This is a genomic window from Microbispora sp. H13382, assembly GCF_014161445.1.
Taxonomy (GTDB): Bacteria; Actinomycetota; Actinomycetes; order Streptosporangiales; family Streptosporangiaceae; genus Microbispora.
Genome location: NZ_JABBXA010000020.1, coordinates 149,558 through 168,105 on the forward strand (window position 1 = coordinate 149,558; position 18,548 = coordinate 168,105).

Genomic DNA, 18,548 nt, shown 5'->3' on the forward strand with positions numbered 1-18,548 from the left:
TGTCTCACACGCTCACCTCGCGTCCACTATCAAGTTCTCCATGTGAACTAGAGTTCAGCCATGACGAACATTGACGTGAGCGGCGAGGCCTCCGGCTCCGACATCCAGGCGGTCCAGCGGGTCGGGCAGATCTGCGCGCTTTTCGGCCCGCATACGACCGAGCTCACGGCGGCGGACGTCGCCGATCGGCTGGGGCTGAACCGGACGACGGCGTACCGGTACTGCGCCTCGCTTGTTACTGCGGGCATTCTGGAGCGTGGGCACCGCAGGGGCACCTTCGTCCTGGGCGGCCTGATGGTGCAGCTGGGGATCTACGCCCTGGGGCGGCGGCGCGTCGTGGAGATCGCGCCGCCGTACCTGGCGGAGCTCACCGCCACCGTGCGCATGACGTCGGTGCTCGGCGTCTGGGGCGCGCGGGGGCCGGTCGTGGCGCTCGTCAACGAGGACCTCAGCCGCACCCTCGTCGTGACGGTCCACTCCGGCACCCAACTCGACCACAATTCCTCGCAACTGCGCGTCTTCCTCGCCTGCAAGGACCAGCAGGCGTTCGAACGCGCCACCGAGGGCATGTCGGCCGCCAGGCGGTCGGAGCTGGAGGCGGGGGTCTACATGGCCCGGCGAAACGGCTACAGCATCACGAGCCACCCCGACGGCCTGTTCGCCGCGGCGGCGCCCGTGTACGACGAGTACGGCATCTGCGCCACCGTGGCGGTGCTCGGAGCCGACCAGATGGCCGACCTCTCGCCCGGATCGCCGGCCCTCACCAAGCTCCTTAGCACCGCCGCCATGCTCAGCGACGAACTGGGCGGCGGCCAAGAGAGGAAACGTATTGCCGAACTATGACGAGCTCGCCGAGGCCGAGGTCGCCGGGTCGAGCTGGGACGTCTTCGGACGCGACGACCAGCTCGGCACCGTCAACCTCCTGACCCCCGAGCGCGTGGCCGCGGCGGCCCGCCTGGTCCGCACCGGGCGCCGGTTCAACCTCGACTACCCGGTCAACGCCTTCGAGCCGTACCCGACCGGGACCAGGCGGCGGACCGAGCACCACGTCTTCGCCAACAACGAGTTCCACCGCGACGACTGGCTCGACTCCTTCTACCTGCAGTCCACCTCGCAGCTCGACGCGCTGCGGCACATCGGGCATCCCAGGCACGGCTTCTACGGCGGGCTTCCGGCTGAGGAGAACAACGAGGGCTCGACGGCGCTCGGCATCCACAACTGGGCGCAGTCGGGGATCGCGGGGCGAGGCGTCCTGCTCGACGTGCCCCGCTTCTTCGAGCGGGAGGGCCGGCCGTACGACTGCGAGCAGACGATCGCGCTCGACGACGTGACCCTCGACGCGATCGCCGCGGCGCAGGGCGTCACCTGGCAGGGCGGCGACCTGCTACTGCTGCGCACCGGGTGGGCCGAGAACTACGTCGCCAAGTCGACCGAGGAACGCGTCGAGTTCAACCGGCGCAACAAGTCGCCGGGGCTGGCCCAGCGGGAGTCGATCCTGCGCTGGCTCTGGGACCGCCAGATCGCGCTCGTCGCGGGCGACAACCCGGCCGTCGAGGCCGACCCCGTGCTCGAGTCCGACTTCCGGTCCGAGCACGACCGGCCTCCGGAGCGGGGCGTGGACCACAGCGGAATGCTGCACCGCCCGCTCATCGCGCTGCTCGGCATGGCGATGGGCGAACTGTGGAAGCTCGACGACCTCGCCGCCGACTGCGCCGCCGACGGAGTCTACGAATTCTTCCTCACATGCAAGCCGCTGAACCTCGTCGGCGGGGTGGGCTCGCCGCCGAACGCGCTCGCGATCAAGTAATCAGCACCGGACGTAGGTGGCCGAGGGGTGGCCGGGCTGGGAGTCCCACCGGCAGCCGTCGCCGTCCTTGGGCCACTCCATCGTGTCGAACCGGCGCCGGCCCTTGAACCGCGGGAAGCCCGGGGTGCGCGCCCCTCGGCGGCGTGAAGCAGAGCGGACTCGGACGGGAGGGCGGCTTCGACGGCATCCTCGAATTCCTCGAGGAGAAGTACATCGCCCTGGACGCCCACCCGTAGGCCGCGCGCCGTCAGACCGTTTCGCGCCCGGGTTGAGCTCAGGCCGGGGAGAGACCGGCCGCGCACCGGTGAGCCGCTCGCCGTACCGCATATAACCGATATGGAGGTCGGCGATCGGGCCGAGCCGTGCCCATGCGGGGCGGATCGAGCGCCGCCCGCAGGGCCCCGGCGTCCTGACGGCTCGCGTCTTCCTCATTGAGTGAGATCATCGGTGTGCCCACGCGGGCACACCGGACCGGCAGGAGTAGGCAGAACGCCACAGAACCCGGCTCAACCCGGTAGACGCCACCAGCCTGAACAGCAAACCCGCAGGTGAGAACCCTGTTACTGGTCCGGTTCGATTCCCGTCACCCGCTCCACTCTCGTCCCGGGCTCTCCCGAGGCGTTGATTTCTCTTCGTCATCATCAATCGGGTCGAGCAGGCCACATGCTCCTTCGATGCCTCTCGAGGAGACCAGGTCTCGGATCGCGGCCGCCATGCCTTCGAACCCGACGCCCCTGATGACGATCAAGTCTGAGCACCAGAAGTACCGGCCATCGAGGCACTCACCAGTACGCGCATCCTTGTCCATGATCTGTTGGATTGCGTCCAGGGTCATGAAGGTCGCATACCGGCGCGAGCCGTCGCGGAAGGTGATTGTCGCGTCTGCCTGGTCAGCAGCGTCCGGCTCGTACCCCTCCCAGGCTGCAATGACCATCTCGAACTCGGGATCCGTGACGCGGTAGAAGGTCCCGTCGAAAGAGATCGTCATGTTGTCTCTCCCGTGGCCGACTGCGCCGTCTCAGCGAGGATGGAGCCCGTTACGTAGAAGCCGCCCGGGGCGATCTGTGTCACTGCATCAAGGTGAACTCCCCGCTCACCCGCAGTGATCACGTGAGCCTCGAAGGCCGAGTATCTGAGATCCCGCAACCAGACCCGTTCGAGCTCCGCCGCGAGCTCCACCATCGAACATCCCGGCACCGCCTGGCACGTGGCGGTGATCAGGTTGTTCGTATCGCCGGTACGGCGAACCGACACCTCCTTGATCAGCGGCGAGTGCCACAGGTAAGCATCGAAGTCAATCGCCATGCCGTCCAGGTCATCCCCGGCGCTCGGGAACGACTCGCCCATCACCCGCTGCTTCACCGCGGCGAACTCCGAGAAATCCATCGAAGAAGCGTCCCATCTCCACGTCACGCCGTGATCACCGTGCAATTAGCATGCAATTAGACAGGGTGACGAGGGGTCAATCACGGTCACTCTTGACAGGCGTGACGACCAGCTCAGCGGGCCTACGAGGCGTGATCCATGCAATTCCCAAGCTGACAGCGCGGGTTCGACTCCCGTCACCCGCTCCAAGAGCTAAGCGAGCACCTCCGGCAGCAGCCTGAACGCCGCCACATGCCGGGGCCGGATCAGGCCGAAATCGCGCCGGTCGATCGTCGCGATTTGTGTGATTTCCAGACGCTCGGCGATTGCGACCACAGACACATCGGCAGGGTCGAGACGAGCATCTTTGTATAGCCGGACGAGTTCGGCCATACGTCGTACGTCAGCGGCAAACAGATCGACCAGCTCGAACTCCTCCGTGACGAGATCAAGGAACTGCGCATGTACGGCCGGTCCCATATGCCTGTTGATCGTCCAAGCAGCCTTGATCAGGATGGTCGAAGGAAGGAGCAACGGCCCTGCTAACTGCTCCAGGAGACGCACACACGAGGCATGGTGCTTGTCATCGCGGTCGACAACGGCGATCAGCGGCCCTGTGTCCAGGAGCGTAGCGGTCACACCGACCGATTGAATCGCTCCGCCAGCAGATCTTCGACCCGTTCCGACAGATCGCCCTCTCCGGATGCGCCGATCCCCGCGATCGACAGCCGACGACGCCGTACCGGTTCCGATAGATCTTCGTTCGCGGCCTCAGCAAGTTCCGGGTCTGTCTTGACCAACCGCAGCAGCCGACCTGCCTGGTCCGGCGACAGCCGGTCAACCAGGTGATGAAGCTCCTCATGCGCATGCCCGGCGCTCATGCCCCGAGTCTACGCTCGCGATATCGCTAGCGGCAGGGACGCGGCGCGGGGTGCCCGTGCAGTCGGCGATCATCGGGCAGCCACGGGGCGGGGACGGGGACTCGCGGTAACTTGATCGGCATACGCCCAGGTCACCGTTTTCGCAGCTCAAGCCGCATCATCTTGCAAGACTTCCCAAGCTGACAGCGCGGATTCGATTCCCGTCACCCGCTCCAAGCGAGAAGGCCCAGACCAACGTATGGCCTTGGATATGACCGAGCCTCATGCATCTCCTCACTTCGAACGGCGAGAATGCCTTTGGCGAGCACTCAGGCCAAGGTCACCGATGGCAGCCGCAGTGTGGAGGCCCTTGCCCGCGCATTGCCATACTGCGGTGCCCTCCACCAAGGCAGCATGTAAGCCAAGCCGGTGCTCGGGACAGGTCGGCCACACTCCCCAGATGTGCTCCATCACGACGTCCTGAACTGCGTCTGCGATCTCGACAAGGGCGACGTCGACGTCTCGTCCGCTGCTCGGCCAGATGGCAGGACCGCCACAACCGCCGCAGCACTCCACCCTCGCGCAGCCGCTGTCATCCCAGTCCGGGATCACGATCGTCAGCACCACATCGATACCTGAGGCGCGGACTTCGTTTTCCACGACCTTCACTGCTGTCTCCAGCGTGGCCCATAGTTGATCGAAGCCTGTCACCCTAAGCAGGTCCCGCCCGAGATGGGCCACTTCCTCAGATGTCAACTCCGCTGTCGGGCGTTCTAGGATCTCTCTCACCGGAGCGCGGCCTGCATCAAGTTCCTCCATTAGGCACGCAAGCTCGACCAACGGCTCGGCGCGAAGGTCGCCCTCACGCAGCCCCCGGTAGATCTGGGCTGCGAACCGCCCGGCTTCGCTTCCTTCCTGATAGATGGAGTACACGTCAGGAATTGTCTCCCTGCTCGACTTGAATGACCAACGCGAGACCAGGTAGAGAAGCGGCCAGGTCACGACCTTGATCACGTGCCAGATGCGTGCCAGAACGGAGGGCGATCAGCGGTGAATCAGGGAAACTCACGGTCACTCGGCCAGCCCTGACCTGCACCCCTGTTTTCCCAGCTCAGCACGGCAAGATCAGTAGCCTATTCCCAAGCTGGCAGCGCGGGTTTCGATTCCCGTCACCCGTTCCACTTCTCCTGGCCCTGATCCAGGTGTTTGATCAAAATACTCAGCAGGATCTTGGGATCCTCAATATGAGGATCATGCCCTGTCCCCAGTGACACGTGCCGAACCAGAGGCAGCTCCCGAGTGACCGATGCTAGCTGCCCTTCGATCCAGAGGCAGTAGGCGTTCCACGCCGGGACGAGATGCTCCGGGAAAATACCTGCGAAAGCCGAAGCGTCACCGCTGACGACAAGGAGCGGACAACGCACAGCGCGCTAGACGGCGAACAGGTCCAGGGCGTCTATCTCCCTCATGACCTGAAGGAACCCCTCCGGAAGCCCTCGGCCCATCTCCGCCAGGAACCCGGTCATCCCCGGCAGGCATCGGCTGCCGAGACCTCATCGAGGCCGAAGAACTGGTCCGGCCGCGTCGGATTGCCATGACCATCAAGGTTCACCGCCAGCGGACACTCCGCATGTTCGCCGGCCCACAACGCGGCGAACATACCCCCGAGCGAATGCCCGACGATCATAGGCCGGTGAAGTCCATACTCCTCGGCAACGGCAGCGACATCGCGAGCGCCTCGTCCCATGACCACGGCGCCTCACCGGACTCCCCATGCCCACGGAGATCCATCGAGACCGCACGGAATCCGTTGCTGGTGAGAAGCCCCGCGAAGGGATCCCAATCCCTGCGGGATCGTCCTCCCCCATGGAGAAGGAGAACGTCCCTGCCGTTTCCCCCATGGTCCTCCGCCGCGATCGGCACGTCCCCAGCCACAACCCTACTGATCATCCCCACGTAGCCAGCCTCTCCCGCCGCCGCCCTTTGTACGGCGCCCTTCTAACACCCCGGTTCGGCAAGCCGCCACTGCTTTTCCGCGCACAGCTCCGCGCCAGGTAGGAGCGCTCCCCACGAGTACCGGCTCGGCAAGAGAGCGGAAGGACGCTCGCGTGCCCGTTCGGTTGACGATCAGGGGAGAGCCGCGGGGACTCACGGTCACTCGACCGGCCTTGACCTGAACCCTCTGTTTTCCCAGCTCAAGTGGGCAAGATCAGTAGCCTGTTCCCGAGCTGACAGCGCGGGTTCGATTCCCGTCACCCGCTCCACGCTTTTGCGCCGCATCGGAAAAGATCACGTATCGGGAAAGCCGCGCCAGACGAAGATCGGATCCACTACGCTCTGCGCGTCTGACACTGGGAGGATTCGGGATGCCCCTCATTTACGGCGGGTTCGGCCTGGTTCTGCTCGCCTTATGGATCTTCTGCCTGATCGACGTGATCGTCACAGCGGAGGAGGACTGCCGCAACCTGCCCAAGGGGTTGTGGATCATTATCGTCCTGTTCCTCCCCGAGGTCGGATCGATCCTGTGGCTGGTCCTGGGTCGGCCGCAGAGCGTGACGCGGCCCGGCGGGCTGCCGTACAAGGGCAACAGCGGACGCTTCCCCGAGTACGACCGGCCGGGCCGGTTCGTCCCCTCCAACCCCGACGACGACGATGAGTTCCTCCGCCGCTGCCGGGAGCGGGCCGAGGAGCAGCGCCGCGCCCATCGCGAGCAGCAGCGTCAGGCGGAGAAGAACCAAGACCAGTAATGACTCGCTACGGGTCGAGCCCGGTCCGCAGGAGCGCCTGGCCCTATGGGGACCCGACGTCGAGGTCGCCGTGCCCGGCGGCTCCGGCGAGGCGGGCTGGAGCGCCCGCACCCTCCGCGAGGTGAACCCGTACTACTGGGGCTCGCAGTTCACCGATGACGGGACCTGGCCGGACTCCGAGATCCACTCCTCCTGACCCGTCGCGGGCCCGGTCCGCACATCAGGGGAAGGGCGCGTGAGTGCTCCCCGCAACAGCAACGTGTTCATCCATGAGGAGCCGCGACGCTATCAGCGGTCCGATGTCCTGCTCCGGCCTGCGCGATAAAGTCGCGGCCAGCGGTGCGCCGATCTGGATGTCGAATTACGCCACGAGATCATCTCCCTCGGCAGTGCCCCGGCGCGCGTCGATGATCACGACCGTTCCGGCCACGATGCCGGTGAAGCTGGTGCCGGATCGCCGGGACTGTTCGATGCGCTCGGTGACCGGACGGCGGACCGCTTCGGTAAGAGCGAACCGCCTCGGTGAGAAAGTTGAGGCCGTGCGGGAACTCCTCGCTGAGCGGGTGTCGTTGTCGGCCCGACTCGATGAGGCTGCCGATGCCGAACTGGGCCGAGACGATCTGATCACTACGGAGGGCGACCCGGAAGTAGCCGTTCGACTGGGGCCGGTCGCAGCTCTGCTGAGGTGGATAGAAGCAGTCGTAACCACCGGCCAGAAGGTCGTCAACAGCGGCGCTCATCGTGGTCGCGTAGTGCTCGGAGCCGAACGGCCAGCGCCTCACGGAGGCGCCCCTGGCGGTGACGATCAGCCCGGTGTTCCCGTCCTAGCTGCCTCAGTGGACGGGAACCATGCCCAGGCGAGCCGGTCGTCGCGGGCGGAGTTCATCGGCCCGCGGACGGCATCGCGCCACGAGACTCACAGGTGCTCCTGATCCCAGCGGCCGCGGGCCGCGGCGACGGCGTCCTTGTGATCGCGGGACCAGTCGGCCAGGGCGAACACCATGTCCGCCAGGCTCTTGCCCATCGGAGTAAGCCGATAGTCGGTCTGCGGCGGGGTGGTCGGGTAGACGGTCCGTTCGACGAGCCCGTCGCGGCACAGCCGTTTGGTCGTCAGCGTGAGCATCCGCTGCGAGATACCGGGAATCGCCCGCTCCAGTTCCCGGAAGCGGCGCGTTCCCTTGGACAGCTCGACCAGCACCAGCACGGTCCACCGATCACCGAGCCGGTCGAGCACATCGCGGATCCCACAGTCGTCATCACCGCACGGTCCCGTGGGAACAGGGCCGCTGACCTGTGGGATTACCGCCGTGTTCGTGACTGACACGAAAGTGCCTCCTTACGATGCCGCAGCGGGGCGCGGATGATCGGGTGCTGTTCCAGCCTGCACCAACATCAAGGAGCTTCGAATGATTCTCGTCACCGGCATCTCCGGCGGGCTCGGCGGCCTGATCTTCCGTGGTCTGTCCGCCGAGGACGGCCTTGACGTGGCCGGCGGCACTCGCTCGGGCGACGGGGCAACCGCACGCCGGATCGACTTCGACGATCCGACCTCACTTACCGAGGGCTTCCGAGGCGTTGACGTCCTGGTGTTCGTCTCGGCCGGATACGCCGAGGACGACGTGGTGCTGGCCCGCCATGGCGCGGTGGTGGACGCGGCCGGCGCGGCGGGCGTCCGGCATGTCGTCTACACCAGCCTGGCGAGGTCGGGCGACCTGTTGACGATCGCGCTGCCGCACCGCTGGACCGAAGCGCGCCTCGCCGCGGCCCCGTTCGATGTGACGATCCTGCGCAACGGCCTGTACGCCGAGGTCGCGGCCGGCCTCGCCACGGCCGCCGCCGCATCGGCCGCCGAGACCGGCGTCTTCGCCGCCGCGTTCGGCGCCGGGCGAGTGTCCATCGTGGCGAAGGAGGACCTGGCCGAGGTCGCCGTCCGGGTCGCCACGGAGACCCAGCGCGACCTCGCCTCGGGCCGCCGCAGCCGGCACGCGGGCAAGACCTACGAACTGGAGGGCGTCGAGGCGGTCGGCGGTCAGGACATCGCCGAGGTGCTGAGCGACACGCTGAACCGCCCGGTCTGTTACCAGCCGATCTCTCTGTCCACAGCGCGCGAGGCACTGGCCGGCAGCGGCCAGGACCCTTACCAGATCACCCACACGCTCTCGATCTTCTCCAACATCCGCGCCGGATGCCTTGAGGCCCACGACACCGATCTGACCACTCTCCTACCGGCCGGGCCCCGCGACGTACGAGACCAACTCGTCCAGGCTGTCGGAGAAAGCGCTCACCAGTCGGTCCCCAGCCGAACCTGACAGCAGCGCGGCAGGGGCCTGTCTCCTCGCCGTCATCATTCTTACCTCGCGCCGGGTCGGTAGGTGGCGATGACGACGCCGGTCCGGGTCGTCGTGGAGTCGACGAGCTCGAAGGACTCCGGCGGGGTCTCCTCGAACAGCCGGCGCCCGGAGCCCAGCACCACCGGGTGGATCAGGAGGACGAACTCGTCGACCAGGCGGCGCGGCAGCAGCGACCTGACCAGCACTCCGCTGCCGAACACCACGAGGGTGCCGTCCAGTTCCTCTTTCAGACCGGCTACCGCGTCCGCGGCGCCGCCCTTGAGAAGGGTGGAGTTCTGCCAGGTCAGCGGCTCGGTCAGCGTGGTGGAGGCGACGTACTTCCGTACGCGGTTGAGCGCGTCGGTGAACGGGTTCGGCTCCTGAGCGGGCCAGTAGTCCGCGAAGCGCTCGTAGGTGGTCCGGCCGGCCAGCAGGGACCAGGCGTCCGTCATCCGCGCGCCCATCGCCTCCTGCATGGCGGGGTCCTGGCGCCGGGTGGCCCATCCCCCGTGCCGGAACCCGTCGCGGAGGTCCTCGTCGGGGTGCCCCGGTGCCTGCATGACGCCGTCGAGTGTCAGATGCTCGATCGCGACGACCTTGCCCATGCCGTTTCTCCTCCGTGGTTGGGTTCGCCGGGAACGCCCCCGGTCTCACCCTCTACACGAACGGCGGACGGCCGGATCGACGGTGAGGTCAGCCGAAGCCGTAGCCAGGCCTTCCCAGAGCGAGCGGGCGTACGGCGAGGGCCAGGACGGCGCAGTAGATCGGGAGGAACACCTCCCACGTGTCGCCGGGCACCCCGGGCAATACGGGGCGCAGCAGCTGGTACGCGATGCCGAGGAGCAGCGCGGCGAGAGGATGGAGCAGGGACCGCCGTAAAGCCGCCTCGCCCCTCTTCCATCGGACGGCCAGGGAGGCGAGCACGCAGACGATCGCCACGAGGACGGCGGCAAGTGTGATCACTAGCAGCACGTCGCCGAGGCGCGGCGGCAGCGCCGCCGGGTTGCCGCCGGCGCCGCCGTCGCTGCGCGGCCAGTTGTAGGTGGCGGCGGTGAGCGATGCCACCACGACGGCGAACACCGAGAGCTTCGCGGCGATCGGCAGCGCCGGGCGCCCGTCAGGAAAGATGGCGGTGGCGAGCAGCAGCGGCGTCATGACCTGCGGTACCAAGATCCAGTAGTGCAGCCACGAATCCCAGCTCGCGGCCAATTCGTCGGACGCGATGACGAGGCCCGGAAGCTCGCACACCAGCCGGACCACGCCCAGCAGTCCGCCGAACAGGAGGATTCGCCCGATACTCCGGCTTTGGGCCCGCCCGCCCGCCCACGCTCCCGCCAGCAGCATCACACCCGCGCGGAGGGCCTCCACTATGGTCCCGTCACGGGCGACGGGACCATCGGCGATCAGCATGACGACGACGGGGAGGGCAGCCAGTCCCAGCAGCGCCGTCCCCCAGAATCGGAGCGAAGCCCACATGGCAGACATGATCCGCGCGTAATGGTCCGGCCTCCAGATAGGTAAAACGAGAACGGGTGGACGGCTCGGTGAAGCCTAGACTGGCGCCATGCCGATCGACCTGAGCCTGCTCGCCGGGGTGCGGTGGCGGGGGCAGCCGGTGGTCGGCGAGAGGGCTCAGGCACTGCTCGCGACCCTCGCGTCCGCTTCCCGGACCGTGAGCGCGGACCGCCTCGTCTCAGAGGTGTGGGGGGACGACGAACCGGCCAATCCGGCGAAGGCGCTGCAGGTCCTGGTGTCCCGGACCAGGTCGGTCGTGGGGCCGGAGGCGCTGGTCACGGAGGGGGGCGGCTACCGGCTCGATGTCCCGCCCGATCGAATCGACGCGGGCCGACTGCATGGTCTGACGGACCGGGCGCGGGCGCTGCTCGTCGAGGACCCGGCCGCCGCGGCCGCGGCGGCCGAGGAGGCGCTCGCGCTGGGCGTCGGAGCGCTGCCGCCGGAGGGCGGCGGCCCGCTGGCCGAGGTGCGCCGGCGCGCGGCACGCGATCTGGCGGCCGCGCGGGTCGTGCTCGCCCGGGCCCGGAGCCGCAGTGGTGACCACGACATCGCCCTGCCCGAGCTCGAGGAGGCCGCGCGCGCCCACCCCGGGGACGAGGGGCTGCTCGCCGATCTCCTGCACAGCGAGGCCGCGGTGCGCGGAACGGGCGCCGCGCTCGACCGCTTCGAGCGTTATCGGTCGGAGCTGCGCGACCGGGTCGGCGCCGACGTCGGCCCGGAGCTGCAGCGGGTCCATCGTGAGCTGCTGGCCCTCGACAACCCCGTGCGCGTCGGTGTGCGCTTCGACACGACCCCGCTGCTCGGCCGCGACGACGACCTCCGGCGGATACGGGCCCTGCTCGCCACCTCCCGGGTGGTCTCGATCCTCGGTCCGGGCGGGCTCGGGAAGACCCGGCTCGCCCATGCCGTCGCCCGCGAGGCCCCGCAGCCGGTGGTGCACTTCGTCGAACTGGTCGGCGTGACCGCGCCCGAGGACCTGGTCGGCGAGGTCGGGTCGGCGCTCGGCGTCCGCGACTCGGTGACCGGACGCCGCACGCTCACCCCGCGGCAACGCGCCGACGTCCGGGCCCGGATCGCCCAGCAGCTCGACCCGGCCCCGACGTTGCTGGTGCTCGACAACTGCGAGCATCTGGTGGAGGCGGTCGCCGACCTGGTCGCCTATCTGACCGCGACCACACGAGAGCTGCGCGTCCTCACCACGACCCGCTCGCCGCTGGCGATCGCCGCCGAACGCGTCTATCCGCTGCCCCAGCTGGGGACCGGTGACGCCATCGAGCTGTTCCGCGACCGCGCCACCGCGGCCCGGCCCGGAGTGCACCTCGACGAGGACGACGTACGCGCCGTCGTGGCCCGCTTGGACGGCCTGCCGCTCGCGATCGAACTGGCCGCCGCGAAGGTGCGGGTGATGTCACCGGCCGAGATCGCCCGACGGCTGGAGGACAGGTTCGCGCTGCTGCGCGGCGGTGACCGGAGCGCCCCCTCCCGGCACCAGACGCTGCTGGCCGTGATCGACTGGTCCTGGAACCTTCTCGGCGAGCGGGAGCGCCGGGCCCTGCGCCGCCTCTCGGCCTTCCCGGACGGCTTCGCCCTCGACGCGGCCGAGGAGGTGCTCGGCGACGGCGCTCTCGGCGACGTCGAGGAGCTCGTGGAGCAGTCCCTGCTCACCGTCGTGGAGACGGCCGAGGGCGTCCGGTACCGCATGCTCGAGACGGTGCGGGAGTTCGGCCGGGTGCGGCTGGACTCGGCCGGCGAGACCGACGAGGCGCGGGCCGCCGTACGCGCGTGGGCCGTCGGTCACGCCGGCCGGCACGGCGCCCGGCTGTACTCACCGGAGCAGGTCGACGCGATGGACCGGCTGCGTGCGGAGGAGACGAACCTCTCCGACATCCTGCGCGAGGCCCTCGCCGACCCCGACCCGGAGGCGGTCGTGATGCTGTTCTCGGCTCTGGGCGGCTTCTGGTCGATCCGCGGAGACCATCCGCGCAGCATCGTGCTCACCCCCGCCGTCGCCGCCGCCCTGAGCGGCTGGACGCCGCCGCCCCGGCTCCTCGACCGGACCCGGGCGGCCCTGAGCATCGCGCTGTTCAACACCATGATCGTCCCCCTGGGAGAGTCCGGGACGTTGGCGCGGCTGCTGTCCGGGCTGGGCGCCGACTCGGCGAACCCCGCCCTCCGGGCGACGGTGACCGCCCTGCTCGCAGCGGCGTCGGATCCCGAGCACGGCCTGGACAAGCTGACCGCCGATCCCGACCCCATGATCCGCCGGATCGCGCTGCACTGGCTGAGCCACGGCCGGGAGAACGTCGGCGACCCGGTCGGCGCGATCGAAGCGGCCAGAGCCGCCCTCGAACTCGTCGGCGATGACGGCGGTCCCTGGCACCGGGCGGTGCTGCACACGCAGTTGGCCAGCCTGTACGCGCACCTCGGTGACTCCGCGTCGGCCTCCGGGCATGCTGTCGAGGCGCTCCCGGTGCTCGAACGCCTCGGAGCGGTGGACGACGCCGTCCAGATCCGCGCCGCCCTCGCCATGGCGGCGCTCGCCGAGGGCCGCCGCGACGAGGCCGCGCGCATGGTCGACGACCTGGAGGCGCTCGCCTCCCAGGGCACCTACGGGGAGGTCCTGTCGGTCGCGGCCGCCAGGGCCCAGCTGACCCTCGCCGACGGCGACGTCGCCGAGGGACTGCGGCGGCACCGCGAGACCGCAGAGGCGCTGCGGAACCTGTGCGTCCCGGGCGCGGAGGACGCTTTCACACGGTGGGGCGCCCTGGGCGAGGTCGTCGCGCTCTCGGCGTTCGCCCTGTACGGCGAGGGCGACGACGGCGCGGACCTCTTCGAGTCGTTGCGGGCCGAAGTCCGGACCGCCTTCACGCTGGATCACACGGACTACCCGGTGATGGGGATGGTGCTCGCCGGGCTGGGCATCTGGGGCCTGCGGAAGGGAGCGCTGCCCGCCGAGGAGGCGGTGCGGCTGCTCGTGCTCGCCGACAGGTTCGCCTACAACCGGTTCGTCCCGACGCTGCAGTGGTCGGTCCTGTCCGAGCACGCCGAACGGATCGCCCCCGGCGTCATGTCCCGGATCGAGGCGGAGTACGGCGAACGACGCGGCCCCGACCTGCTGGCCGAGGCGCGTGCCGTCCTGGAACGGCTGTTCTGACACCGGCTACATCTTGCGGGAGTACGAGCGGACCGCCAGTGGGGCGAAGACCGCGACGACTACCGCGCAGCCGATGACCGCCCAGCCGACCTCGGCCGTCACGGCCCCGTCGTTGAACAGGTCGCGCACCGCGGAGACGACGTGCGACACCGGGTTGACCTTCACGAACGCCTCCAGCCAGCCGGGCAGCGTCTCGGCGGGGACGAAGGCGTTGGACAGGAAGGTGAGCGGGAACATGATCATCATTGAGATCCCCTGGACACTCTGCGCGGAACGCGCCATCGTGCCCAGCCAGGTGAAGATCCACGCCAGCGACCAGCCCGCGATCACGGTGAGCGCGATCCCGCCGACGCAGCCGAGCACACCGCCGCCGGGGCGGTAACCGATGAGCAGGCCGGTGACGACCGTCAGCACCGACGCGATGCCGTAACGGATCAAATCGGCGATCATCGGGCCGGCCAGAGGGGCGATCCTCGCGATCGGCAGGGACTTGAAGCGGTCGAAGACCCCCTTGTCCATGTCTTCGCGCAGTTGCACGCCCGTCGCCATGCAGACGGTCAGGGCCGTCTGGGCGAGGATGCCGGGGATCAGCACCGGGAGGTAGTCCGACACGCTGCCGGAGATCGCGCCGCCGAAGATGAACGCGAACATCGCGGTGAACAGCAGAGGCTGGATGAGGACGTCGAAGAACTGCTCGGGCTTGCGGCGCATCTTCTTCAGGGCACGCCACGCCATGGACAGGGTCTGGACCCAGGTCTCCTGCAGTGAAGTGTGGGACGTCGTGCGGGCGACCACGACGGACGGGTCGACGCGCCGGGGGTCGAGCGGGGTCGGGGTAACGGTGGTCGTGGTCATCGGGCCGCCTCCATCTGGGGCTTGGTCTGGGATTCGTCGTCGGCGCCGTGGCCGGTCAGCGCCAGGAAGACCTCGTCCAGCGTCGGCTTGGCGACGCTCACCGAGGAGATGCCGAGGCCTGCCTCCCGCAGGCCGATCAGGACGTCCGCGGCCCGGTCGGGGTCGGGGAGGGGGATGTTCATGCGTCCCGATTCCGGGCTCAGGACCGGGTCCTCGCCCAGCAGCCGGCGGACGACGTCCGCGCCCAGGGCGGTGTCGGCGCCCTCCGCCAGGCTGAGCTGCAGGGTCGATTCGCCGACCTGGGTCTTCAGCGCGTCGGGGGTGTCCTCGGCGACCTTCCGGCCCCGGTCGATCACGGCGATGCGGTCGGCCAGCTGATCGGCCTCGTCCAGGTACTGGGTGGTCAGGAGGATCGTGGAACCGTCGGTGACCAGTTCGCGGATGGTGTCCCACATCTGGCCCCGGGTTCTCGGGTCGAGGCCGGTCGTGGGCTCGTCCAGGAAGATCAGAGGCGGGCGGGTGATCAGGCTCGACGCCAGGTCGAGGCGGCGGCGCATGCCGCCGCTGAACTGGGACAGGGGACGGTCGGCCGCCTCCTGAAGGTCGAAGCGGGCGAGCAGGTCGCCGGCGATGCTCTTGGCCCGGGTGCTCGTCAGGCCCTGCAGCCGGCCGAACAGCCACAGGTTCTCCCGCGCGGTGAGGTCCTCGTCCACCGAGGCGTACTGGCCCGTCACGCCCACCAGCTGCCGGATGCGGTGGGGCTCCCGCCGGACGTCGACGCCGAAGATCTCCGCATGGCCGCCGTCGATGGGGAGCAGGGTGGCGAGCATCCGGAGGGTGGTGGTCTTGCCCGCTCCGTTGGGGCCCAGCACTCCGAAGATCTCGCCCTGCCGTACGTGAAGGTCGATTCCGTCCACGGCCCGGAAGTCGCCGAAGGTCTTGACCAGGCCGTCGGCCCGGACGGCACTGAGGTCCGCCATGACGCGTCTCCTCTCTCCGCCGGGTACCTCCCGGCGTACGAGAAGAGCTTCCGGGCCGCCGGATTCATCGCGGCTTCACGCCGGTTTCACCCCTGACCTGGCGGTTTCACCGGCCTGGGGTCGATTGCGCGTACGTGTCCCCCGTGAGAGCTACCGGCGAATGTCCACCGCACGGTGACGATTCCCGGCCGCCGGATCCCTAGCGTTCTCGGCGTAGCCGCGGCGCTCCGGTCGCGGAATCTCCCGAAGGAGTCGTCATGCGACTGTTGAAGCAGTTCGTGCCCGTCGCGCTGGTCGCCTTCGCCGGCAACGCGGCCGTGGGCGCGGTGCAGGGGAACGCGTTCCTCACCCTGATCTTCGGTGTCGCGACAGCCGTCCTCGCGGTGTTCGTGTACGGCTGGGCGGTGCGATGGTCCGAGCGCCGCGCGCCGGTGGAGGTGGCCCGGGAAGGCGCCGTCCCCGCCGTCGGCCGAGGGCTGCTGATCGGAGTCGGGATGTTCGCGGCCGTCATCGTGAACCTCGCCTTCCTGGGGTACTACCGGGTCGACGGCCTCGGCTCGGTGACGGGCGCGGCCGGGCTGTTCGGCTTCATGGCCGCCGCCGCGGTGACGGAGGAGCTGATGTTCCGCGGCGTGCTGTTCCGGATCGTCGAGGGATGGGCCGGCACGTGGATCGCGCTGGTGCTGACCAGCCTGGTGTTCGGCCTGATGCACCTGACCAACGAGCACGCCAACCTGTGGGGCGCGATCGCCATCGCGATCGAGGCCGGCGGCATGCTCGCCGCCGCCTACGCCGCCACCCGCACCCTGTGGCTGCCGATCGGCCTGCACTTCGGCTGGAACTTCGCCGCGGCCGGCATCTTCAGCACCGAGGTCTCCGGCAACGGCGCGAGCGAGGGGCTGTTGAACAGCGTGACGTCGGGCCCGGCCCTGCTCACCGGCGGCGACTTCGGTCCGGAGGCGAGCCCGTACGCGGTGGTGTTCGGCCTGGCGCTGACGGTCGTGTTCCTGTGGCTGGCCCGCCGGCGCGGCAACCTGGTCCCCATGCGGCGCGGCGCCCGGGCGGACGCGACCGCTACGCTCACCCAGTGATCGACTTACGGCGGGTCACCGACCTGTGGCGGCGGTGCGACGTCGTGGTCCGGGATGCACCGTTCGGGCTGCTGCTGGCCGTTGTGTCCCTGATACCGGCGCTCTACGGCAAGGGGACGCAGGTCGGGGACCTGCCCGTCCGTCCCCTCGACGCACTGGCGCTCGTGGTGATCGCTCTGGAGTGCCTTCCGCTCGCCGTGCGCCGCCGGTGGCCGGCCGTGTGTCTGGCTCTGGTGACGCTCGGCTTCGTCCTCGACCAGATCCGCGCCTACCACGTCTTCGCGAGCAACGCGATGACCGTCGCGCTGATCAGCACGGGCGCCCATCTGGAGCGCCACCGGCGTGCCACCGTGATCCTCCTCTCCATGGCGTACGTGCCGCTGGCGGTCGCGCTCGACCGGCTCGGCGCGACGGAGAAGGTGGAAGGGTACGTGGTGTTCTACCTGACGCTGGTCCTCGCGTGGGGCATCGGGGCCTGGATGCGCTCCACCCGGGCCGCCGAGACCGAACGCCGCCGCCACATCGCCGAGGCCACCCGCGCCGCCGAACGCACCCGCATCGCCCGCGAACTTCACGACGTCGTGACCCACCACGTGACGGCCATGGTCGTACAGGCCGAGGCGGCGCGCTACCTGACCACCGCGCCCGATCGGCTCGACGCGGCCCTGAGTGCCGTCACCGACACCGGCCGGCTGGCCATCGCCGACCTGCGGCACCTGCTCGACCTGCTCAACCCCGACCACGACACCGACACGATGCCGTCGGTCGGTGAATTGCACACCCTCGTGGAGCAGACCCGCCGGGCCGGGCAGCCGGTGGAGTTCACCGAGGAGGGCACGCCGGCGGAATCGCGCGGCAGCGCCGAAGTCGTGGCCTATAGGGTCGTCCAGGAATCCCTGACAAACGCTCTCAAGTACGCCCACGGCAGCCCCACGGTGGTCCGTGTGCGCTATGGCAAGGAGATCACCGTGGAGGTCGGCACCGACGGCTCCGGCTCGCGGGCCGGCTCGCCCGGCGGGAGCGGCCGGGGCCTCGCCGGGCTCCGCGACCGCGTGGACGCCCTCGGCGGCGAGTTCAGCGCCGGGCGGGCGGACGGCGGCTTCGTCGTACGAGCGCGCATCCCCGCGGGGAGCCCGTCGTGAACGCGCCGGTCCGGGTCCTGGTCTGCGACGACCAGGCGCTGATCCGCACCGGGTTCGCGACGATCATCGATGCCCAGCCCGACCTGGAGGTGGTGGGCGAGTGCGGGGACGGTCGCGCCGCGGTCGACCTCGCCCGCCGGCTGAACCCGGACATCGTGGTGATGGACGTACGCATGCCGGTGCTCGACGGCATCGAGGCGACCCGCCTGCTGGCCGGCGCCGGGGTGGAGCATCCGGTCAAGGTGCTCGTGGTGACGACCTTCAACCTGGACGAGTACGTGTACGAGGCGCTGCGCGCGGGGGCGAGCGGGTTCCTGCTCAAGGACGCTCCCCCGGCGCAGCTGCTGCACGGCATCCGCACCGTCGCGTCGGGTGCCGCGCTGCTGGCCCCCGAGGTGACGCGGCAGCTCGTCGGCAGGTACGCGGCGCGGATCCGCCCCGCCGAGGGCACACCGGACGACGTCGCGCTGACCCCGCGCGAACTGGAGGTGCTGCGCCTCATCGCCGACGGCCTGTCCAACGGCGAGATCGCCGCGGAGCTGGTGATCAGCCAGGAGACCGTCAAGACGTACGTCTCGCGCATCCTCACCAAGCTCGGCCTGCGTGACCGCGTGCAGGCCGTGGTCTACGCCTACCGCAGGGGCCTGGTGACCTGAGGCCCGCCGGACCGGCGTCCGCCGAGGTCCCGCACGGTCTCCGCGG

The 18,548-nt window shown here is 69.2% G+C and carries 21 protein-coding genes and 1 pseudogene; 10 read left to right on the forward strand and 12 right to left on the reverse strand.

Features of this window, described 5'->3' with window-relative positions; all coding sequences use genetic code 11:
- The first annotated feature begins 60 nt into the window (after nucleotides 1-60).
- The 3 genes and pseudogenes from HHX41_RS31580 to HHX41_RS42430 all read left to right on the forward strand — a co-directional run.
- Nucleotides 61-843 (forward strand): IclR family transcriptional regulator, encoded by a 783-nt coding sequence (locus HHX41_RS31580; protein WP_169987439.1) that lies wholly within the window; start codon nucleotides 61-63, stop codon nucleotides 841-843.
- A complete protein-coding gene (locus tag HHX41_RS31585; protein WP_182908851.1) occupies nucleotides 830-1,807 on the forward strand; it encodes a cyclase family protein in 978 nt (325 codons plus the stop codon). The genes HHX41_RS31580 and HHX41_RS31585 overlap by 14 nt, the downstream gene beginning before the upstream one ends.
- Before the next feature lie 128 nt (nucleotides 1,808-1,935).
- Nucleotides 1,936-2,043 (forward strand): annotated as a pseudogene (locus HHX41_RS42430) (hypothetical protein); the annotation flags it as partial.
- Between the two features lie 347 nt (nucleotides 2,044-2,390).
- On the opposite strand, the gene HHX41_RS31590 reads toward HHX41_RS42430, so the two are convergent.
- The 7 genes from HHX41_RS31590 to HHX41_RS42435 all read right to left on the reverse strand — a co-directional run bounded on the left by HHX41_RS31590 (nucleotide 2,391) and on the right by HHX41_RS42435 (nucleotide 5,982).
- On the reverse strand, nucleotides 2,391-2,795 hold the full coding sequence (locus tag HHX41_RS31590) for a hypothetical protein (RefSeq protein WP_182908852.1): 405 nt from the start codon (nucleotides 2,793-2,795) through the stop codon (nucleotides 2,391-2,393).
- Nucleotides 2,792-3,193: a hypothetical protein gene (locus tag HHX41_RS31595; RefSeq protein ID WP_182908853.1), complete on the reverse strand. Its 402-nt coding sequence runs from the start codon at nucleotides 3,191-3,193 to the stop codon at nucleotides 2,792-2,794. The genes HHX41_RS31590 and HHX41_RS31595 overlap by 4 nt, the downstream gene beginning before the upstream one ends.
- 192 nt (nucleotides 3,194-3,385) lie before the next feature.
- On the reverse strand, nucleotides 3,386-3,811 hold the full coding sequence (locus tag HHX41_RS31600) for a PIN domain-containing protein (RefSeq protein ID WP_182908854.1): 426 nt from the start codon (nucleotides 3,809-3,811) through the stop codon (nucleotides 3,386-3,388).
- On the reverse strand, nucleotides 3,808-4,053 hold the full coding sequence (locus HHX41_RS31605; protein WP_169953045.1) for a hypothetical protein: 246 nt from the start codon (nucleotides 4,051-4,053) through the stop codon (nucleotides 3,808-3,810). Before HHX41_RS31605 ends, HHX41_RS31600 begins: the two co-directional genes overlap by 4 nt.
- A gap of 273 nt (nucleotides 4,054-4,326) precedes the next feature.
- Nucleotides 4,327-5,046: a hypothetical protein gene (locus HHX41_RS31610; RefSeq protein ID WP_182908855.1), complete on the reverse strand. Its 720-nt coding sequence runs from the start codon at nucleotides 5,044-5,046 to the stop codon at nucleotides 4,327-4,329.
- A 508-nt stretch (nucleotides 5,047-5,554) separates the two neighbouring features.
- A complete protein-coding gene (locus HHX41_RS31615; protein ID WP_182908856.1) occupies nucleotides 5,555-5,779 on the reverse strand; it encodes an alpha/beta fold hydrolase in 225 nt (74 codons plus the stop codon).
- On the reverse strand, nucleotides 5,716-5,982 hold the full coding sequence (locus HHX41_RS42435; RefSeq protein ID WP_396795472.1) for an alpha/beta fold hydrolase: 267 nt from the start codon (nucleotides 5,980-5,982) through the stop codon (nucleotides 5,716-5,718). Before HHX41_RS42435 ends, HHX41_RS31615 begins: the two co-directional genes overlap by 64 nt.
- A 416-nt stretch (nucleotides 5,983-6,398) precedes the next feature.
- On the opposite strand from HHX41_RS42435, the gene HHX41_RS31625 reads away from it, so the two are divergent.
- Nucleotides 6,399-6,779, forward strand: a complete 381-nt coding sequence (locus tag HHX41_RS31625; RefSeq protein WP_182908858.1) for a PLDc N-terminal domain-containing protein — start codon at nucleotides 6,399-6,401, stop codon at nucleotides 6,777-6,779.
- Between the two features lie 70 nt (nucleotides 6,780-6,849).
- Nucleotides 6,850-6,975 carry a hypothetical protein gene (locus HHX41_RS41220; protein WP_259401448.1) on the forward strand — a complete coding sequence of 42 codons (126 nt, stop codon included), beginning with the start codon at nucleotides 6,850-6,852 and terminating at the stop codon, nucleotides 6,973-6,975.
- A gap of 720 nt (nucleotides 6,976-7,695) precedes the next feature.
- Here the strand turns inward: HHX41_RS41220 and HHX41_RS31635 are convergent.
- Nucleotides 7,696-8,013, reverse strand: coding sequence for a helix-turn-helix domain-containing protein (locus HHX41_RS31635; RefSeq protein WP_310742277.1), 318 nt, complete (start codon nucleotides 8,011-8,013; stop codon nucleotides 7,696-7,698).
- A gap of 172 nt (nucleotides 8,014-8,185) precedes the next feature.
- On the opposite strand from HHX41_RS31635, the gene HHX41_RS31640 reads away from it, so the two are divergent.
- The gene (locus tag HHX41_RS31640; protein ID WP_182908860.1) at nucleotides 8,186-9,088 is read left to right on the forward strand and encodes an NmrA family NAD(P)-binding protein; all 903 of its coding nucleotides are present in this window, start codon (nucleotides 8,186-8,188) and stop codon (nucleotides 9,086-9,088) included.
- A gap of 41 nt (nucleotides 9,089-9,129) precedes the next feature.
- Here the strand turns inward: HHX41_RS31640 and HHX41_RS31645 are convergent, their stop codons facing one another.
- Complete coding sequence (locus HHX41_RS31645) at nucleotides 9,130-9,714, reverse strand: dihydrofolate reductase family protein (RefSeq protein ID WP_182908861.1); 585 nt, start codon at nucleotides 9,712-9,714, stop codon at nucleotides 9,130-9,132.
- 88 nt (nucleotides 9,715-9,802) lie between these two features.
- Complete coding sequence (locus tag HHX41_RS31650) at nucleotides 9,803-10,585, reverse strand: hypothetical protein (protein WP_182908862.1); 783 nt, start codon at nucleotides 10,583-10,585, stop codon at nucleotides 9,803-9,805.
- 88 nt (nucleotides 10,586-10,673) lie between these two features.
- On the opposite strand from HHX41_RS31650, the gene HHX41_RS31655 reads away from it, so the two are divergent.
- Nucleotides 10,674-13,778, forward strand: coding sequence for a BTAD domain-containing putative transcriptional regulator (locus HHX41_RS31655; protein WP_182908863.1), 3,105 nt, complete (start codon nucleotides 10,674-10,676; stop codon nucleotides 13,776-13,778).
- A 6-nt stretch (nucleotides 13,779-13,784) separates the two neighbouring features.
- Here the strand turns inward: HHX41_RS31655 and HHX41_RS31660 are convergent, their stop codons facing one another.
- Both HHX41_RS31660 and HHX41_RS31665 read right to left on the reverse strand, forming a co-directional pair.
- The gene (locus tag HHX41_RS31660; RefSeq protein ID WP_169987458.1) at nucleotides 13,785-14,633 is read right to left on the reverse strand and encodes an ABC transporter permease; all 849 of its coding nucleotides are present in this window, start codon (nucleotides 14,631-14,633) and stop codon (nucleotides 13,785-13,787) included.
- Nucleotides 14,630-15,613, reverse strand: a complete 984-nt coding sequence (locus HHX41_RS31665) for an ATP-binding cassette domain-containing protein (RefSeq protein ID WP_182908864.1) — start codon at nucleotides 15,611-15,613, stop codon at nucleotides 14,630-14,632. The genes HHX41_RS31660 and HHX41_RS31665 overlap by 4 nt, the downstream gene beginning before the upstream one ends.
- 257 nt (nucleotides 15,614-15,870) lie before the next feature.
- Here HHX41_RS31665 and HHX41_RS31670 point away from each other — a divergent pair, with 257 nt between their 5' ends.
- From HHX41_RS31670 to HHX41_RS31680, 3 genes are read left to right on the forward strand one after another with little or no spacing between them, the layout of a single operon-like run.
- Nucleotides 15,871-16,704, forward strand: coding sequence for a CPBP family intramembrane glutamic endopeptidase (locus HHX41_RS31670; RefSeq protein WP_182908865.1), 834 nt, complete (start codon nucleotides 15,871-15,873; stop codon nucleotides 16,702-16,704).
- Entirely contained in the window at nucleotides 16,701-17,846 is a 1,146-nt protein-coding gene (locus tag HHX41_RS31675) for a histidine kinase (protein ID WP_182908866.1), read from the forward strand. The genes HHX41_RS31670 and HHX41_RS31675 overlap by 4 nt, the downstream gene beginning before the upstream one ends.
- Nucleotides 17,843-18,502, forward strand: coding sequence for a response regulator transcription factor (locus tag HHX41_RS31680; protein WP_169987464.1), 660 nt, complete (start codon nucleotides 17,843-17,845; stop codon nucleotides 18,500-18,502). Before HHX41_RS31675 ends, HHX41_RS31680 begins: the two co-directional genes overlap by 4 nt.
- The last annotated feature ends 46 nt before the right edge of the window (nucleotides 18,503-18,548 follow it).

Coding starts and splice junctions, on each gene's coding strand:
- HHX41_RS31580 (WP_169987439.1), top strand. CDS start 61: ATGACGAACATTGACGTGAGCGGCGAGGCCTCCGGCTCCGACATCCAG.
- HHX41_RS31590 (WP_182908852.1), bottom strand. CDS start 2,795: ATGACGATCTCTTTCGACGGGACCTTCTACCGCGTCACGGATCCCGAG.
- HHX41_RS31595 (WP_182908853.1), bottom strand. CDS start 3,193: ATGGATTTCTCGGAGTTCGCCGCGGTGAAGCAGCGGGTGATGGGCGAG.
- HHX41_RS31605 (WP_169953045.1), bottom strand. CDS start 4,053: ATGAGCGCCGGGCATGCGCATGAGGAGCTTCATCACCTGGTTGACCGG.
- HHX41_RS31615 (WP_182908856.1), bottom strand. CDS start 5,779: ATGGGACGAGGCGCTCGCGATGTCGCTGCCGTTGCCGAGGAGTATGGA.
- HHX41_RS42435 (WP_396795472.1), bottom strand. CDS start 5,982: ATGATCAGTAGGGTTGTGGCTGGGGACGTGCCGATCGCGGCGGAGGAC.
- HHX41_RS31625 (WP_182908858.1), top strand. CDS start 6,399: ATGCCCCTCATTTACGGCGGGTTCGGCCTGGTTCTGCTCGCCTTATGG.
- HHX41_RS31640 (WP_182908860.1), top strand. CDS start 8,186: ATGATTCTCGTCACCGGCATCTCCGGCGGGCTCGGCGGCCTGATCTTC.
- HHX41_RS31645 (WP_182908861.1), bottom strand. CDS start 9,714: ATGGGCAAGGTCGTCGCGATCGAGCATCTGACACTCGACGGCGTCATG.
- HHX41_RS31650 (WP_182908862.1), bottom strand. CDS start 10,585: ATGTGGGCTTCGCTCCGATTCTGGGGGACGGCGCTGCTGGGACTGGCT.
- HHX41_RS31655 (WP_182908863.1), top strand. CDS start 10,674: ATGCCGATCGACCTGAGCCTGCTCGCCGGGGTGCGGTGGCGGGGGCAG.
- HHX41_RS31660 (WP_169987458.1), bottom strand. CDS start 14,633: ATGACCACGACCACCGTTACCCCGACCCCGCTCGACCCCCGGCGCGTC.
- HHX41_RS31665 (WP_182908864.1), bottom strand. CDS start 15,613: ATGGCGGACCTCAGTGCCGTCCGGGCCGACGGCCTGGTCAAGACCTTC.
- HHX41_RS31670 (WP_182908865.1), top strand. CDS start 15,871: ATGCGACTGTTGAAGCAGTTCGTGCCCGTCGCGCTGGTCGCCTTCGCC.